The organism is Arthrobacter sp. IK3, from assembly GCF_051337705.1.
GTDB classification, from domain to species: Bacteria; Actinomycetota; Actinomycetes; order Actinomycetales; family Micrococcaceae; genus Arthrobacter_B; species Arthrobacter_B koreensis.
Genome location: NZ_JBPPSW010000001.1, coordinates 448,464 through 463,637 on the forward strand (window position 1 = coordinate 448,464; position 15,174 = coordinate 463,637).

Here is a 15,174-nt window from a genome sequence, read left to right on the forward strand (position 1 = left end):
ACAAGGAAAAGGAAAATCAGGTGACTGAAGCTACATCTGCTGAGGCAACTGAGACCAAGGAAACCGCTGCCGCAGGCAACGACGACCGCCGCGGCGGCCGCCGGGGCGAGCAGCGCTCTGACCGCGGAGGCCGTGACCGCGGCGGACGCGGCGGACGCGACGGCGGACGCAATGATGACAAGGACAAGTTCATTGAACGCGTCGTAACCATCAACCGCGTCGCCAAGGTGGTCAAGGGTGGTCGTCGCTTCAGCTTCACCGCCCTGGTTGTTGTCGGTGACGGCAACGGCATGGTCGGCGTTGGCTACGGCAAGGCAAAGGAAGTTCCCTCGGCTATCGCCAAGGCAGTCGAGGAAGCGAAGAAGTCCTTCTTCCGCGTTCCCCGCATTGCCGGCACCGTCCCGCACCTGGTGCAGGGCGAAGCAGCCGCAGGCGTCGTCCTGCTCCGTCCGGCTTCCCCGGGTACCGGTGTTATCGCCGGTGGTCCGGTTCGTGCCATCCTCGAGTGCGCCGGTATCCACGACGTGCTTTCCAAGTCGCTGGGTTCCTCCAACGCGATCAACATCGTGCACGCCACGGTTGACGCGCTGAAGCGCCTCGAAGAGCCCCAGGCCGTGGCTGCCCGCCGTGGCCTGCCGCTGGACGAAGTTGCTCCCGCAGCGATGATCCGCAACATGCAGAAGGCTGGTGCATGATGAGTACTCCGAAGCGCGTTGCCGTCAGCTCGGCACAGCTGGAAATCACCCAGATTAAGTCCACCATCGGTGGTAAGCAGAATCAGCGCGACACGCTGCGTTCACTCGGCCTGAAGCACATCGGCGACACCGTCGTCCGTACTGCTGATGCCGTGACCGTTGGCATGATCAACACGGTTCCGCACCTCGTGAAGGTTGAGGAGGCGAAGTAACATGGCCGAAGATAACAAGGCTCTGAAGGTCCACCACCTGCGTCCTGCTCCGGGTGCCAAGACGGCTAAGACCCGTGTTGGCCGCGGTGAAGGTTCCAAGGGCAAGACCGCTGGCCGCGGTACCAAGGGTACTGCCGCCCGCTACCAGGTCAAGGCCGGTTTCGCAGGCGGGCAGCTGCCGCTGCACATGCGCCTGCCGAAGCTGCGCGGCTTCAAGAACCCGTTCAAGGTCGAGTTCCAGGTTGTAAACCTGGACAAGATCTCCGAACTGTTCCCCGAAGGAGGCGAGGTCACCGTAGAGGCCCTCGTTGCCAAGGGTGCCGTGCGCAAGAACCAGCCCGTCAAGGTGCTGGGCACCGGTGACATCACCGTCAAGGTGGATGTCACGGCGGATGCGTTCTCTGCAAGCGCCGCTGAAAAGATCGCTGCAGCAGGCGGATCGACCACGGCGCTCTAAGCACCGTGTTCTTCCGCGCACTGACCGAGCTGCCGGTCCCGGGTTTCCCGGGTTCCGGCAGCCGGTTGTGCGCTAAGCCAGCATGACACTAAGCTCCCGGAAGGCCTCCAAACGGCCGGCCGGGGGCTTGGTGCCTTTAACGCTCCCGCCGCTGTTATGTTCAATAACGCAACAGCGGCCCTGAGCGGATAGACTCAGGTTTTGTTCGAGTCCCGCCGGGACTCATTTCCACACTTTTCTTCAGGAGGACGCTTGCTTAGCGCTATTGGCCGGGCTTTCCGGACGCCAGACCTGCGACGCAAGCTGTTGTTTACGCTGGGAATCATCACTATCTTCCGCATGGGTGCTTTTATCCCGGCCCCGGGTGTTGACTACGGCAATGTGCAGCAGTGCTTGGCTCTTGGTGCCACCTCGGGTGGCCTCTACGAGTTCGTTAACCTCTTCAGCGGCGGCGCCCTGCTGCAGGTCTCAGTCTTTGCCCTTGGCATCATGCCGTACATCACCGCCAGCATCATCGTTCAGCTGCTGCGCGTAGTGATCCCCCACTTCCAGGCACTCTACGAGGAAGGTCAGCAGGGGCAGTCCACGCTCACGCAGTACACCCGCTACCTGACCATCGCCCTTGGCCTGCTCAACGCGACCACCGTCGTCTCCCTGGCCCGCTCCGGCGCACTGTTCAACAACATGTGCTCCGTGCCGATCATCCCGGACGACAACATCATCACCATCCTGCTGCTGATCATCACCCTGACGGCCGGTACCGGCCTGATCATGTGGATGGGCGAGCTGGTGACCGAGAGGGGCGTCGGCAACGGCATGTCCCTGCTCATCTTCACCTCCATCGTCGCGAGCTTCCCCAGCGCCCTCGGCGCCATCCTGACCGCGCAGGGCTGGACCATCTTCCTCGGCGTGATTGCCATCGGCATTGTCACCGTCGCGCTCGTGATCTTTGTTGAGCAGTCCCAGCGCCGCGTCCCGGTCCAGTACGCCAAGCGCATGGTGGGCCGCCGCACCGTCGGCGGGACGAACACCTACATCCCGATCAAGGTCAACATGGCCGGCGTGATCCCCGTGATCTTCGCGTCCTCCATGCTCTACCTGCCGTCGCTGCTGGCCCAGTTCAACACTCCTTCGGATGGATCCGCTCCGCCGGAATGGGTGGTCTGGATCAACAATTACCTGACGTCAGGCGACCACCCGCTGTACATGGCCGTGTACTTCCTGATGATCGTGTTCTTCACGTACTTCTACGTGTCCATCACGTTCAACCCCGAGGAAGTCTCGGAAAACATGAAGAAGTACGGCGGGTTCATCCCCGGCATCCGTGCCGGCCGCCCCACCGCCGAATACCTGCAGTACGTGCTTTCCCGCATCACCCTGCCCGGCGCCATGTATTTGGGCATTGTTGCCCTCATTCCGCTGATTGCCCTGGTGCTGGTCGGGGCAAACCAGAACTTCCCGTTCGGCGGAACCTCGATCCTCATCATGGTTGGTGTGGGACTCGAGACGGTCAAACAAATTGACGCGCAGCTCCAGCAGCGTCACTACGAAGGGTTATTGCGATGACACGTCTGCTCATTATTGGGCCTCCAGGTGCCGGCAAGGGAACACAGGCAACACGTATCTCCGAACGGCTCGGTGTCAGCGCTATCTCCACCGGAGACATCTTCCGGCACAATGTGAAGAACCTGACTCCGCTTGGCATCGAAGCCAAGAAGTACATCGACGCCGGCAACTTCGTGCCCGACGAGGTCACCAACAACATGGTGCGCTCCCGGCTGCAGGAAGACGACGTCCAGGACGGATTCCTCCTTGACGGTTACCCGCGCACCGTGGCGCAGGTCGAGGAGCTTGATGACATCCTCGCTGCCGGCGGCGACAGCCTGGACGCCGTGCTCCTGCTGACCGCGGATGACGAGGAACTCGTGTCCCGGCTGCTGCGCCGGGCAGAAATCGAAGGCCGCACGGACGACAACGAAGAGGTCATCCGCCACCGGCTTGAGCTCTACAAGCAGCAGACCGCCGACGTCGTTGCCCGCTACGAGGACCGGGGCATCGTGACCCGGGTTGACGGCCTGGGAGACATCGACGAAGTCACCGAGCGCGTCATGCAGGCACTCAAGCAGACCAGCTAGATCAGATAGAAGGCGAGACGTTGGCCCAGCCGCGGATCCAGTACAAGACAAACGCGCAGATGCGCACCATGCGTGAGGCAGGCCTCGTGCTGATCAAGGCACTGGACGCGGCGGTCGCCGCTGCCCGTCCCGGCATCACCACGGCGGAGATCGACAAGGTCTTCGCCGCGGTGCTGGCCGAGGAGGGCGCGGCGTCGAACTTCCTGGGGTACTACGATTTCCCGGCCACCATCTGCACGTCGGTCAACGAGGAAGTAGTGCACGGGATCCCCGGAGGCAGGGTGCTGGCCGACGGCGACATCATCTCGATCGACGGCGGCGCTATTGTGGACGGCTGGCACTCCGACTCGGCGCGGACCGTCATTGTCGGTACTGCTGATCCGGAGGACCAGCGGCTCTCCGACGTCACCGAGACCGCCATGTGGCACGGCATCGCGGCCGCAGCCAAGGGCCGGTTTGTCGGAGACATCGGTGCCGCCATCGATGACTACGTAAGTTCCGTCCCGGGAAAGCCCCTCGGCATCCTCGAGGACTATGTGGGCCACGGCATCGGGTCCGAAATGCACCAGGCCCCGGACGTGCTGAACTACCGGACCAGCCACCGCGGTCCCAAGCTGAAGCCCGGGATGTGCCTGGCCATTGAACCAATGCTGGTTCGCGGCGGCATTGAAACAGTCACGCTGGAGGATGACTGGACCGTGGTAACCACAGACGGTGCCCGGTCCTGCCAGTGGGAGCACACGGTTGCCATCCATGACAAGGGAATCTGGGTGCTTACGGCTCCCGACGGCGGTGCCTCGCGGCTCGCGCCGCTGGGCGTCACGCCGGTCCCTGTTCCCTGACGCCGCTTCCTCCGGCCCCTGCACCGGAGGCCGGAGTGAAAGGCCCTTCCTGCCCGCCGGCTGGAGGGGCCTTTCGGCTGTCCGGGGCTTTGCCGGTGGCAGTCGAATGTGCAGGCACGGTCCCATGTCCGGATACCGCCGGTGCGGAAGGCCGCTGCGCCGGGTTCCGATACCACTGGTGGCAGAGGACGATCATGACGGCGATTTCCACGGCACCGCCGGCGTAGTACATGGCCATTGCACCGGCCTCGGCCTGATCAGCGGGAACTCCGGCAGGAGGCTGGGCGAACAGGGACTTCGCCAGGATGTTGTGCGCGGCAGCAGTGAGGACCAGGACGCCCGCCCGCAGCCGAAGGCCCGCCCGGTGCGGGTTCGGGTCCCGTCCAACCAGTGCCGCTGTCCAGAGGTATCCGGCCGCCACGAGATGGAAGGTGACGATCCAGTGCACGGGGGCGTGGGTGCGCATAGCGTCATAGAGCGGGGTTCGGAACATCAGGTACATGCCGCCGAGGTTGAGCGCGGCTGCGGTGAGCGGACTGGCGAGTATCCGGGCCGGAGGGCTGCGCAGGATCCGCACGGTGCGCAGGGCGGGAATCCGGTCCATGGACCGCAGCGCGAGTGTGACGGGGCGGGCGAGTACCAGCAGCAGCGGAGCAAGCATGCCGGCCACCACGTGGGTGAGCGCCAGCACCGCGAAGTTGCCGTGCGCGAGTGCCGGCAGGGGGCCCAGAACGGTGGACACGGCGAAGGCGATTCCCAGGACGAACATCGCGGTACGGTGCTTCGGCCAGCCGTGTGCCTTCGCCGAACAGGCGCCGGCCACGTAGGCGGCGGTTGCCGCGAGGGCAGGGACCAGGAAGAACACTTCGGCTGGGAAGGAGCCCGCGGAGTGGTCCATCAGCGCCGCGGGCGGTCCGTGCCGGTGCGGACCAGGAGGAGTGTCCCCGCACCAATCATGAGTACCGCGGCACTGTTCCAGGCCAGGTCATAGGGGAGCAGCTCGACGTCGTACCGGATCTGGTGCAGGGTCAGCAGCTTGTGCTGCACGGTTCCGTCGTAGAGCTGGAAGGCACCCGTTCCGAGGAGGACGGCTCCGGCCCATCGAGCCGGGAGGAGCACTCCACGGCGGCGGAGGTCGGCGAACAGGAAGAGACCCGCGACGACGGCGAACCATCCGAAGGCGTGGAAAAGGCCATCCGAGAACAGTCCCACGGATGCGGTGGACTTGTCGTAGAAGTGGTGCCACTGCAGCAGCTGGTGAAAGACCACCTCATCGACGAACGCGGCAATGCCGATACCCACCAGCACTCCGGAGACCACGTTCCTGCGGGCCGGCCTCAGTGCGTCTGCGTGTGGGGAGTTCATGGACCCGACCCTAGCAAAGGGGCTTCGAACTGCGCCCGCGTCACTAAGTGAACGCTCCCTTAACCCGTGTTAAAAGCACTTCCAACGGATGCTGAAGTCTTCGCTGCCGGGACGGTTTTGGAGCCTTTGAGGGGTTTCCGAAACCTACGCTGAAGGCGTCACCAAGCTCCCGACGAAGGTCCTTACCCGCTATGTCTTCAACTATCTTGTCCCCGCCGGGGCGGGGCCCCTCCGCGGGCCCGGGCATCACTCCTGCGGCGCCGGGCTCCCGGCATGGCCAGGCAAGGTCCCGGCTTGCCGGACGGCGCCGGCGCACATCAGCCAACTGGCTGCTCTTCGCCCTGCTGGCCGGTCCCAACATCGCCCTGCTGCTGGTCTTTACCTACAAGCCGCTGCTCCAGTCGCTGTACTACTCAACGCTCCAGTGGAATATCGGCTCGGCGATAGCGCGCCCGGTTGGCCTGCGGAATTACACCGACTGGTTCACGGCGCCCGGGACGGGGCAGATCATCATGGTCACCGTAGTCTTCACGCTCGCCACGGTGGGCGGCGGGATGGTCATCGGGCTTGCCCTCGCGTTGCTCCTGAACAGCAGGCTGAAGCTCAGGGGCGCGGCCCGCACCATCGTCGTCGCGCCCTACGTGCTTTCCGGCGTCGCCGTCGGGCTGCTGTGGCTGTTTGTGTTCGATCCGAATTTCGGCATCACTTCGGCGGTGCTGCAGGGAATCGGGCTGGCATCGCCCGACTGGTACAACGACCCGGGCTACGCACTGGCAATGGTCATCATCGTCTACCTCTGGAAAAACGTGGGCTATGTGGCCCTCATTTATCTGGCGGGCCTGCAGGCAATTCCCAGGGACCTGCTGGAAGCCGCGTCCCTGGACGGAGCAGGACGAATCCGGACCCTTGTGGGGATCACCCTTCCGCTGCTGGGGCCGACTACCTTTTTCCTCTCGGTGACGACGCTGCTCAGTTCGCTGCAGTCTTTCGACATCATCCAGGCGATGACCAAAGGCGGGCCCCTGGAAGGGACCACCACCATGATGTACCAGATCTACCAGCAGGGCTTCGTGGCCGGAACCGCCGGGTACTCGTCAGCCATCGCCACCATCCTGTTCCTGGTACTCCTCGCCGTGACGCTCCTGCAGCTGAAATTCGTCGAACGGAAGGTGCACTACTCGTGAGCACCAGAACGCCTCCGGCCCCGCAGCCCGCGCAGCCGCAGCCGGCGGAGCCGCCCGCGCTGTCCATGGCAGTACCGTCCAGGCGGCCATCACACGCGCCGGGCGGCCGCCCAACGCGACGCCCCCCGGTCGGCGGCTACCTGTGGATGCTCGCTGCCGTGGCGGTCATGATCCTGCCCCTGGTGTGGATGCTGCTGGCCAGCTTCAAGGAACCGGACGAAATCTACACGGTACCGATCCAGTGGCTGCCCTCCGGCTGGGACCTGTCCAACTATGCCCAGGCCCTGGAACGCGTGCCGTTTGGATCCTTCTTCGCCAACTCACTGTTCGTCACCCTCATCGGTGCCGGCCTGAAGATTGTCCTGGGCCTGACCACGGCCTATGCACTGGTTTTCGTGGACGTGCCCTTCAAGAAGGTGTTCTTCGCGGTGGTGGTCTTCGCCCTGCTTGTTCCGCAGCAGATCGTGATCATTCCCAACTACACCCTGGTGGCCGAGCTTGGCTGGCTCAACACCTACCAGGGCATCATCCTGCCCGGGCTGGCCAGCGCCTTCGGCACCTTCCTGTTCCGCCAGCACTTCCTCTCACTTCCGGCGTCAGTCATGGAGGCGGCGGTGCTCGACGGCGCCGGACACCTTCGCCGCCTGTTCCAGTTCGTGGTCCCGATGTCCGCGCCCACCATCGCCGCCGTAGCGCTGGTCTCGGTCGTCAACGAATGGAACGAGTACCTCTGGCCGCTGCTGGTTGTTGACCGGGCAGAAATGATGACGCTGCCCGTCGGACTGACGCTGCTGCAGAACAACGACGGCGTCACCAACTGGGGAGTGCTCATGGCCGGAACCGTCATGGTCACCGTCCCCGTCCTCGCCCTGTTTTTCGTCCTCCAGCGGCGGATCGTGTCCGGCCTGACCGCCGGCGCGGTGACCGGCTGACACAGCCGTCCGCTCTCTCCTCAAACCAACGCGCACCAAAACCCACCCGCTGTGCAAACCAATCGAAGGAAATCATGAAGAACCGCTTTGCCTCCATCCCCTCCGCGGGCACCTCCGCGGTCCCCGCCGGCCTCAGCCGCCGGAACATCCTCACCCTCGCCGGGATTCTCGGCGGTTCCGCCGCCCTGGCTGCCTGCGGCGGCCCGTCAACCGCCGGAACCGGGGGAGCGGTGGAAACGGCAGGGACCGACTGGGGCTCCATCACACCGGCAGACAGGATCACCTGGTGGTCCAACCACCCCGGAGCTTCGAAGCCCATTGAGGAGGAACTGATCCGCCGGTTCACTGCGGAGACCGGCATCGAGGTGGACCTGGTGACCGCGGGCGCGAACTACGACGAGGTTGCCCAGCGGTTCCAGGCTTCAGCCGGAACCAACAACGTTCCAGACCTCGTTGGCGCCAGCGACGTCTGGTGGTTCCGCTACATGATCAACGGGCAGATCCTTCCCGTTGACGATGTGGCTGCCCACCTGGGAATCGACACTGCCGACTACAACACCGGCCTGTACAACGACTACGAGTTCAACGGCAGCCACTGGGCATTCCCGTATGCCCGTTCCACCCCGCTGTTCTACTACAACCGCACCCTGTTCAAGGCCGCAGGGCTGCCCGACCGCGCACCCAAAACGTGGGACGAATACAACTCCTGGGCCCCGGACCTCGCGGCGGCCAACGGCGGTGCCGTTCCCATGGCACTCGGCTCGGACACCTCCTGGTCAGCCTGGTGGTTCTGCAACATCATGTGGGGACTCGGTGGGCAGTATTCCAAGGAATGGACGCTGACACTGGACGATCCCAAAACGCTCGAAGCCGGGGAATTCCTGCGCCGGATGATCCACCGCGATCAGACCGTTGCTGTTTCTGCCGCGGACTATGTCGCGGATTTCACGGCCGGCGTGAGCTCGTGCACCATTGCCTCCACGGGCTCCCTCAGCGGCATCCTGGAAGCGGCCAAGTTCGACGTCGGCACGGGGTTCCTGCCGGAAGGCCCGGCCGGCCCCGGATGCCCAACCGGAGGTACCGGCATCGCCATCGCGGCGGAAAAATCGCCTGAACAGCAGCTGGCAGCGGCGATGTTCCTCCAGTTCATCGGCGAACCCGAGCAAACTGCCTACTTCTCCGCGAATACCGGATACATGCCGGTTCGGACCTCGGCCGCGGACAGCGCCGAAATGCAGGCCGTCTACGCCAAGGCACCCCAGTTCCGCACCGCAGTGGACCAGCTCGCCACCACCCGGGTACAGGACTGGGCACGTTCGTTCGTCCCCTCAGGGGACCAGCACTTGACCACCGCCCTGGAGAAGATCATGCTTCAGGACACTCCCGCGGCGGACGCTTTCGCGGCTGCCTCGGATGCAATCGCCAAGTCCTTTGAACAGAACGTTGAGCCATACCTGTGAACCCGCTGAACATAGCTCACCGCGGCAACTCATGCTCCGCTCCCGAAAACACCTTGGCCGCGTTCGCTTCAGCGGCCGCAGCCGGGGCCGCGATGATCGAAACCGACCTGCAGCTCTGTGCGGACGGCAGCATCGTGCTGATCCACGATTCCACACTGGACCGCACCGCAGGCCGACACGGAAGGGTGGCGGAACTGGCCAGCGCCGAACTGCGCAGTGCAGATGCCGGCAGCTGGTTCTCCTCGGAATTCGCAGGGGAACGCATTCCCGGACTGGAGGACCTGGCGAAATTCGCCGCCGACGAGCCGGAGCTGCGCTGGCTGCTGGAGTTCAAGGGGGAGTGGACCCCGGATCAGGCTGGGACTGCGGCGCAGATCCTGAGGGACGCGGGAATCGCCGGCCGCTGCGTGCTCCAGAGCTTCTCCCGGAACACTGTCCAGAGCCTGCACGAAGCCGCACCGGACATCGGCCGCGGCCTGCTCATCACGGGTCCGCCGGAAAATGGGCGGGAAGCATTGCTCCTGGAATTCCTGGCTGAAACCGAAAGCTCATACTGCAATCCCCACGGCGGGGTGCTGCGGGAATCTCCGTCCCTGGTCCCGGTGCTGCAGGCCGCAGGCATCAAGGTCCTTGCCTGGACGCTGAATGAGCCGTGGCAGTGGGAGGAAGCGGCGAACGCGGGAGTGGACGGGATCATTACGGACCGGCCCGCAGAGCTTGCCGTCTGGGCCGGCCCTGCCGCATAAGCCGCTTTCACGCCTGCCGCAGCGTGAACCGGGAGGAGGGATTTAACTTAAGCGGGGGTGTGCCGTAGAGTTATCTGTTGGTTGTCTCTACATTCGTGCCCTTTTCCATCCAGCCCTACGCTGGCTGGAACGGTTCGGGGAGAGAGACCATCAAACACCAAAAACCGCTGTCCAAGGCAAATAAGGGCAGCACAGACGTTAGCGGAGGATATGGCCAAGAAAGACGGCGTCATAGAGATTGAGGGCTCGGTCAACGAAGCCCTGCCCAATGCGATGTTCCGCGTTGAGCTGGCCAACGGCCACATTGTGCTCGCACACATCTCGGGAAAGATGCGTCAACACTACATTCGCATCCTCCCCGGAGACCGCGTTGTGGTGGAACTTAGCCCGTACGACCTCACCCGGGGCCGTATCGTCTACCGCTACAAGTAACAACCAAGGCTCCGGTTCACTCCCTAAAGGAGGGGACTGGAGCTCAACCCTGCAACCACGCAAAGGAAAACCATGAAGGTCCAGCCGAGCGTCAAGCAGATCTGCGATAAGTGCAAGGTGATTCGCCGTAACGGCCGAGTCATGGTGATCTGCGAGAACCCGCGCCACAAGCAGCGCCAGGGCTAAATAGCGGCCACTGTTCCGGCCCGGTGCCGGAGCGCGCTCAGCCCACGCGTAGTAATTGAATATGAGCAGTACAGCGTCTGATACGCGTGACGCATACCCCCGGTACGGAGGCCGGGGACCTGGCAACAGGGACGTACTGCTTCAGACCTCCGGTAACACCAAAGGAGAACCGCCAATATGGCACGTCTCGCCGGCGTAGACATTCCCCGCGAAAAGCGGGTTGTCATTGCGCTTACCTACATCTACGGCGTGGGCAAGACCCGTGCAGAGCAGACCCTGGCAGAGACCGGCATCAGCCCGGACACTCGCGTCAAGGACCTCACCGATGCTGAACTCGTTCAGCTGCGTGACTACATCGAGGGCAACTTCAAGGTTGAGGGTGACCTCCGCCGCGAGGTAGCAGCCGACATCCGCCGCAAGGTCGAGATTGGCAGCTACCAGGGCATCCGCCACCGCCGCGGCATGCCTGTCCATGGCCAGCGCACCAAGACCAACGCTCGTACCCGCAAGGGCCCGAAGCGCACGGTTGCCGGTAAGAAGAAGGCCGGCCGCTAAATAACGCGGTCCAGGCCATGACCTGCACAGCCAGGTCACCTAAACCAAACTCTTTGTAGGAGAAGTAATGCCCCCCAAGACTCGTGGAGCGGTACGCAAGCCGCGTCGCAAGGATAAGAAGAATATCGCGCTGGGCCAGGCGCATATCAAGAGCACTTTCAACAACACCATCGTGTCCATCACGGACCCGACCGGTGCTGTCATCTCATGGGCTTCCGCCGGTGAGGTTGGCTTCAAGGGCTCCCGCAAGTCCACCCCGTTCGCTGCGCAGATGGCTGCCGAAGCCGCTGCCAAGCGTGCCCAGGAGCACGGCGTCCGCAAGGTCGACGTCTTCGTGAAGGGTCCGGGATCCGGACGCGAGACCGCGATCCGTTCGCTGCAGGCCACCGGCCTGGAAGTTGGCACCATCCAGGATGTCACCCCGAGCGCACACAACGGCTGCCGTCCCCCGAAGCGCCGCCGCGTCTAATTCGCATTCGTTGCCGGTGCCTGTGCCGCGCTTCGGTTTCCTGCCCAGCAGGGAACCGGACGCGGCACAGGCCCGGGTGCGAGGCTGCTAGCCGTCCAAGACGCGCGCGGGGTGTCCCCGTCGTCGTCGTTTCCACCATTTGTGTTGCGTCATATAGCGGACGCTCGCTGAAAGGAAATGCAAGTGCTCATTGCACAGCGCCCCACCCTCACTGAAGAAGTAGTAGCCGACAACCGCTCACGGTTCATCATCGAGCCGCTGGAGCCGGGCTTCGGCTACACGCTTGGCAACTCGCTTCGCCGTACGCTCCTTTCCTCCATCCCCGGTGCTGCCGTAACCAGCATCCGGATCGACGGAGTTCTGCATGAGTTCACCACCGTTCCGGGCGTTAAGGAAGATGTCACTGAGATCATCCTGAACGTCAAGAACCTCTCGGTGTCCTCCGAGCACGACGAGCCCGTCGTGGCCTACCTGCGCAAGCAGGGCCCCGGCGTCGTCACTGCCGCGGACATTGCTCCGCCGGCCGGCGTCGAGTTCCACAACCCGGATCTGCACATCGCCACCCTGAACTCGAAGGGCAAGTTCGAACTCGAACTGACCATCGAGCGTGGACGCGGCTATGTTTCCGCAAGCCAGAACAAGTCCGGCGACCAGGAGATCGGCCGTATTCCGGTTGACTCCATCTACTCGCCGGTCCTCAAGGTGACCTTCCGCGTGGAGGCCACCCGCGTCGAGCAGCGCACCGACTTCGACCGCCTGATCGTCGACGTCGAAACCAAGGACGCCATTGCACCGCGCGACGCTGTCGCCTCTGCCGGCACCACCCTGGTTGAGCTCTTCGGCCTGGCCCGTGAACTGAACACCGCAGCTGAAGGCATCGAAATTGGCCCGAGCCCGACGGATGCCGCACTGGCAGCCGACATGGCCCTGCCGATTGAGGACCTTGAGCTGACCGTGCGCTCCTACAACTGCCTCAAGCGCGAAGGCATCCACACCGTGGGTGAACTCGTAGCCCGCTCCGAGGCTGACCTGATGGACATTCGCAACTTCGGTGCGAAGTCCATCGACGAGGTGAAGGCGAAGCTGGTTGAACTGGGTCTGTCCCTGAAGGATTCCCCTCCCGGGTTTGATCTGGCCGCCCGCGCCGCAGCCATCGAAGAGGACGAGTCCGAGTTCTCGGACGACGAGCTCTAAACACGCAAAATCTTGCCGCCAGTGCCAAGGAGCACTGCGTGGCACCGTTTGAGGAGAAAATGTAATGCCTACACCCACCAAGGGTAAGCGCCTCGGAGGCAGCCCGGCTCACCAGCGCCTGATGCTGGCGAACCTGGCAGCCCAGCTGTTCGAGCACAAGCAGATCACCACCACGGTGACCAAGGCCAAGCGCCTGCGCCCGTACGCCGAGCGCCTGATCACCTTCGCCAAGCGTGGAGACCTGTCTTCCCGCCGCCGCGTCCTGGCACTGATCTCTGACAAGGGCCTCGTTCACGAGCTCTTCACCGAGATCGCCCCGGCCGTTGCCCAGCGCGACGGCGGCTACACCCGCATCACCAAGATCGGCAACCGCAAGGGCGACAACGCTCCCATGGCCGTCATCGAACTGGTGCTGGAGCCGCTTTCCGCTAAGCAGTCCGTCGTTGCAGAGGCTTCCACCGCTGCTGCCGCCGCTGCTCCGGCTCCGGTTGCAGAGTCCGCCGATTCGGCTGACTCCAGCGATTCCGCAGAGTCTGCCGATTCCGCAGAGTCCGCTGATTCGGCAGAGTCTGCAGACTCCGCTGACGAAGCTGCCGAGGAAACCGAAGAGAAGAAGTAATTCTCGGATTTCCCCGCCGTGCCCTTAATATTGGGGTATGACGATCGAGAGGCCCGCTGTCCCTAACCCGGACGGCGGGCCTCTTCGTGTTCGGCTCGACCTCTCCTACGACGGCGCCCCGTTCGCCGGCTGGGCAACGCAGCCCGGGCTGGTCACCGTCCAGGGAACACTTGAGACTGCGCTGGCGGTACTCTTCCGCCGCCCCGTGCGGGTCACGGTCGCAGGACGGACCGACGCCGGGGTGCATGCCCGAGGACAGGTGGTGCACTTCGACGCCACAGCCGGTGAATGGGCCGCCCTTGCCCGCAGCACCGACCTCCCGCCGGCCGAAGCGTTCAGGCGGCGCCTGCGCGGAGTCCTTAACCGGGAACTGACAGTGCCTCTCAGGGAAGCCGGTCTGTCCCGGAGGGCCGTGGAAGCCATGGCCGGTGCCATCGAAGTCCACCGGGCCTCGCTTGCCCCGGAAGGCTTCGACGCAAGGTTCTCGGCGCTGTGGCGCCGCTACAGCTACCGCATCGCGGACCGTCAGCAGGACTGGGACCCGCTGCAGCGCAGCATCACCCTCTGGCATAAGACCGAGCTGGATGAGGCGGCCATGAACGAAGCGGCATCGGGAGTGCTGGGCGTGCAGGATTTCCTTTCCTTCTGCAAACCTCGTGAACGCGCCACGACTATCCGTGAACTCCAGGAATTCACGTTCACCAGAGCACCTGACGGGATCCTCGAAGCGCGGCTGAAGGCTGATGCCTTCTGCCACAACATGGTGCGGTCCCTGATAGGGGGAGCGCTGCTGGTCGGGACAGGAGAGCGGCGTCCGGGCTGGCTGGCCGAGCGAATGTTCGCCAGGGTGCGGGACTCAAAGTCAAAGCTTGCTCCGCCGCATCCGCTGGTGCTCGAAGAAGTGAAGTACCCCGAAGAGGCTGAGCTCCGGGCGCGGGCGGAAACAACACGGGCGCTGAGGGAATAGAATGGTCCCAGGCAGTAGTGTGCCTGCCGGGACTTTGACCTGACCCGGCAAGCAGGCTATTGTTTATAGTCGTTGTGCGTGTCCTACCTCGATAGGCCTATGCCCACGGGAGCGGCTCAGTTGCAGAGCCACCTGGCCCCGGGGAGATAGCCGAGATCTCAGGACCACTGGTTAATTCAGTCCTCACCTGACCATCCGGTAACGCATAGAGAAGCTGCACTGCGTATGGCATCCATGCGCGGCGCGCCACCTAAGAAGAAGAAACGAAGGCAAAAACCGTGCGTACGTACACCCCGAAGCCCGGCGACATCAACCGCCAGTGGCACGTCATTGACGCCACCGACGTTGTCCTAGGCCGTCTTGCCAGCCAGACCGCAACACTGCTGCGCGGAAAGCACAAGCCGACCTTTGCTCCCCACATGGACATGGGCGATTTCGTCATCATCATCAACGCTGAGAAGGTTGCCCTGACCGGCGCCAAGCTCGAACAGAAGCGTGCCTACCGCCACTCGGGTTTCCCGGGCGGCCTGTCCTCCGTCAACTACGCCGAACTGTTGGAGAAGAACCCGGTGCGCGCAGTTGAGAAGGCCATCCGCGGCATGCTGCCCAAGAATTCCCTTGCTGCACAGCAGATGGGCAAGCTGAAGGTGTACAAGGGTGCCGAGCACCCGCACGCCGCACAGCAGCCCAAGACCTTCGAAATCACCCAGGTCGCCCAGTAGTT

20 protein-coding genes are annotated in these 15,174 nt (G+C 63.7%); 18 read left to right on the top strand and 2 right to left on the bottom strand.

The window, feature by feature from the left end; translation table 11 throughout:
- Nucleotides 1–20: 20 nt before the first annotated feature.
- The 6 genes from rpsE to map all read left to right on the top strand — a co-directional run bounded on the left by rpsE (nucleotide 21) and on the right by map (nucleotide 4,341).
- Nucleotides 21–695 (top strand): 30S ribosomal protein S5, encoded by a 675-nt coding sequence (gene rpsE, locus ACSLGO_RS02165; RefSeq protein WP_176697540.1) that lies wholly within the window; start codon nucleotides 21–23, stop codon nucleotides 693–695.
- Complete coding sequence (rpmD, locus tag ACSLGO_RS02170) at nucleotides 695–907, top strand: 50S ribosomal protein L30 (protein ID WP_091603746.1); 213 nt, start codon at nucleotides 695–697, stop codon at nucleotides 905–907. The genes rpsE and rpmD overlap by 1 nt, the downstream gene beginning before the upstream one ends.
- Before the next feature lies 1 nt (nucleotide 908).
- Nucleotides 909–1,364, top strand: coding sequence for a 50S ribosomal protein L15 (gene rplO, locus ACSLGO_RS02175; protein WP_091602681.1), 456 nt, complete (start codon nucleotides 909–911; stop codon nucleotides 1,362–1,364).
- A 252-nt stretch (nucleotides 1,365–1,616) separates the two neighbouring features.
- Nucleotides 1,617–2,930 (top strand): preprotein translocase subunit SecY, encoded by a 1,314-nt coding sequence (secY, locus tag ACSLGO_RS02180; RefSeq protein ID WP_377955339.1) that lies wholly within the window; start codon nucleotides 1,617–1,619, stop codon nucleotides 2,928–2,930.
- Nucleotides 2,927–3,499, top strand: a complete 573-nt coding sequence (locus tag ACSLGO_RS02185) for an adenylate kinase (protein ID WP_091602687.1) — start codon at nucleotides 2,927–2,929, stop codon at nucleotides 3,497–3,499. The genes secY and ACSLGO_RS02185 overlap by 4 nt, the downstream gene beginning before the upstream one ends.
- Before the next feature lie 20 nt (nucleotides 3,500–3,519).
- A complete protein-coding gene (map, locus tag ACSLGO_RS02190; RefSeq protein WP_226802297.1) occupies nucleotides 3,520–4,341 on the top strand; it encodes a type I methionyl aminopeptidase in 822 nt (273 codons plus the stop codon).
- Here the strand turns inward: map and ACSLGO_RS02195 are convergent.
- Together ACSLGO_RS02195 and ACSLGO_RS02200 are read right to left on the bottom strand one after the other, a co-directional pair.
- Nucleotides 4,319–5,239, bottom strand: a complete 921-nt coding sequence (locus ACSLGO_RS02195) for a cytochrome c oxidase assembly protein (RefSeq protein ID WP_436399787.1) — start codon at nucleotides 5,237–5,239, stop codon at nucleotides 4,319–4,321. The genes map and ACSLGO_RS02195 overlap by 23 nt on opposite strands.
- Nucleotides 5,239–5,706, bottom strand: a complete 468-nt coding sequence (locus tag ACSLGO_RS02200; RefSeq protein ID WP_263127421.1) for a DUF2243 domain-containing protein — start codon at nucleotides 5,704–5,706, stop codon at nucleotides 5,239–5,241. Before ACSLGO_RS02200 ends, ACSLGO_RS02195 begins: the two co-directional genes overlap by 1 nt.
- A 191-nt stretch (nucleotides 5,707–5,897) precedes the next feature.
- Here ACSLGO_RS02200 and ACSLGO_RS02205 point away from each other — a divergent pair, with 191 nt between their 5' ends.
- From ACSLGO_RS02205 to rplM, 12 genes are all read left to right on the top strand, one after another.
- Nucleotides 5,898–6,890: a carbohydrate ABC transporter permease gene (locus ACSLGO_RS02205; RefSeq protein ID WP_436399788.1), complete on the top strand. Its 993-nt coding sequence runs from the start codon at nucleotides 5,898–5,900 to the stop codon at nucleotides 6,888–6,890.
- Complete coding sequence (locus ACSLGO_RS02210) at nucleotides 6,887–7,822, top strand: carbohydrate ABC transporter permease (RefSeq protein WP_436399789.1); 936 nt, start codon at nucleotides 6,887–6,889, stop codon at nucleotides 7,820–7,822. Before ACSLGO_RS02205 ends, ACSLGO_RS02210 begins: the two co-directional genes overlap by 4 nt.
- A gap of 74 nt (nucleotides 7,823–7,896) precedes the next feature.
- Nucleotides 7,897–9,282 (top strand): ABC transporter substrate-binding protein, encoded by a 1,386-nt coding sequence (locus ACSLGO_RS02215; RefSeq protein WP_091602701.1) that lies wholly within the window; start codon nucleotides 7,897–7,899, stop codon nucleotides 9,280–9,282.
- Entirely contained in the window at nucleotides 9,279–10,028 is a 750-nt protein-coding gene (locus tag ACSLGO_RS02220) for a glycerophosphodiester phosphodiesterase (RefSeq protein ID WP_386916992.1), read from the top strand. The genes ACSLGO_RS02215 and ACSLGO_RS02220 overlap by 4 nt, the downstream gene beginning before the upstream one ends.
- 210 nt (nucleotides 10,029–10,238) lie before the next feature.
- Nucleotides 10,239–10,460, top strand: coding sequence for a translation initiation factor IF-1 (gene infA, locus ACSLGO_RS02225; RefSeq protein WP_055239372.1), 222 nt, complete (start codon nucleotides 10,239–10,241; stop codon nucleotides 10,458–10,460).
- A gap of 72 nt (nucleotides 10,461–10,532) precedes the next feature.
- Nucleotides 10,533–10,646, top strand: coding sequence for a 50S ribosomal protein L36 (rpmJ, locus tag ACSLGO_RS02230; RefSeq protein ID WP_012397712.1), 114 nt, complete (start codon nucleotides 10,533–10,535; stop codon nucleotides 10,644–10,646).
- 177 nt (nucleotides 10,647–10,823) lie between these two features.
- On the top strand, nucleotides 10,824–11,201 hold the full coding sequence (gene rpsM / locus ACSLGO_RS02235; protein ID WP_055239373.1) for a 30S ribosomal protein S13: 378 nt from the start codon (nucleotides 10,824–10,826) through the stop codon (nucleotides 11,199–11,201).
- 67 nt (nucleotides 11,202–11,268) lie between these two features.
- Nucleotides 11,269–11,670 (top strand): 30S ribosomal protein S11, encoded by a 402-nt coding sequence (rpsK, locus tag ACSLGO_RS02240; protein ID WP_055239374.1) that lies wholly within the window; start codon nucleotides 11,269–11,271, stop codon nucleotides 11,668–11,670.
- Nucleotides 11,671–11,853: 183 nt separating this feature from the next.
- Complete coding sequence (locus ACSLGO_RS02245) at nucleotides 11,854–12,864, top strand: DNA-directed RNA polymerase subunit alpha (protein ID WP_055239375.1); 1,011 nt, start codon at nucleotides 11,854–11,856, stop codon at nucleotides 12,862–12,864.
- A 64-nt stretch (nucleotides 12,865–12,928) separates the two neighbouring features.
- On the top strand, nucleotides 12,929–13,483 hold the full coding sequence (gene rplQ, locus ACSLGO_RS02250; protein WP_263127408.1) for a 50S ribosomal protein L17: 555 nt from the start codon (nucleotides 12,929–12,931) through the stop codon (nucleotides 13,481–13,483).
- Nucleotides 13,484–13,520: 37 nt separating this feature from the next.
- Nucleotides 13,521–14,450 carry a tRNA pseudouridine synthase A gene (locus ACSLGO_RS02255; protein WP_436399790.1) on the top strand — a complete coding sequence of 310 codons (930 nt, stop codon included), beginning with the start codon at nucleotides 13,521–13,523 and terminating at the stop codon, nucleotides 14,448–14,450.
- Nucleotides 14,451–14,728: 278 nt separating this feature from the next.
- The gene (rplM, locus tag ACSLGO_RS02260) at nucleotides 14,729–15,172 is read left to right on the top strand and encodes a 50S ribosomal protein L13 (RefSeq protein ID WP_055239378.1); all 444 of its coding nucleotides are present in this window, start codon (nucleotides 14,729–14,731) and stop codon (nucleotides 15,170–15,172) included.
- The last annotated feature ends 2 nt before the right edge of the window (nucleotides 15,173–15,174 follow it).

Coding starts and splice junctions, on each gene's coding strand:
- rpmD (WP_091603746.1), top strand. CDS start 695: ATGAGTACTCCGAAGCGCGTTGCCGTCAGCTCGGCACAGCTGGAAATC.
- rplO (WP_091602681.1), top strand. CDS start 909: ATGGCCGAAGATAACAAGGCTCTGAAGGTCCACCACCTGCGTCCTGCT.
- ACSLGO_RS02185 (WP_091602687.1), top strand. CDS start 2,927: ATGACACGTCTGCTCATTATTGGGCCTCCAGGTGCCGGCAAGGGAACA.
- ACSLGO_RS02195 (WP_436399787.1), bottom strand. CDS start 5,239: ATGGACCACTCCGCGGGCTCCTTCCCAGCCGAAGTGTTCTTCCTGGTC.
- ACSLGO_RS02200 (WP_263127421.1), bottom strand. CDS start 5,706: ATGAACTCCCCACACGCAGACGCACTGAGGCCGGCCCGCAGGAACGTG.
- ACSLGO_RS02205 (WP_436399788.1), top strand. CDS start 5,898: ATGTCTTCAACTATCTTGTCCCCGCCGGGGCGGGGCCCCTCCGCGGGC.
- ACSLGO_RS02215 (WP_091602701.1), top strand. CDS start 7,897: ATGAAGAACCGCTTTGCCTCCATCCCCTCCGCGGGCACCTCCGCGGTC.
- infA (WP_055239372.1), top strand. CDS start 10,239: ATGGCCAAGAAAGACGGCGTCATAGAGATTGAGGGCTCGGTCAACGAA.
- rpmJ (WP_012397712.1), top strand. CDS start 10,533: ATGAAGGTCCAGCCGAGCGTCAAGCAGATCTGCGATAAGTGCAAGGTG.
- rpsM (WP_055239373.1), top strand. CDS start 10,824: ATGGCACGTCTCGCCGGCGTAGACATTCCCCGCGAAAAGCGGGTTGTC.
- rpsK (WP_055239374.1), top strand. CDS start 11,269: ATGCCCCCCAAGACTCGTGGAGCGGTACGCAAGCCGCGTCGCAAGGAT.
- rplQ (WP_263127408.1), top strand. CDS start 12,929: ATGCCTACACCCACCAAGGGTAAGCGCCTCGGAGGCAGCCCGGCTCAC.
- ACSLGO_RS02255 (WP_436399790.1), top strand. CDS start 13,521: ATGACGATCGAGAGGCCCGCTGTCCCTAACCCGGACGGCGGGCCTCTT.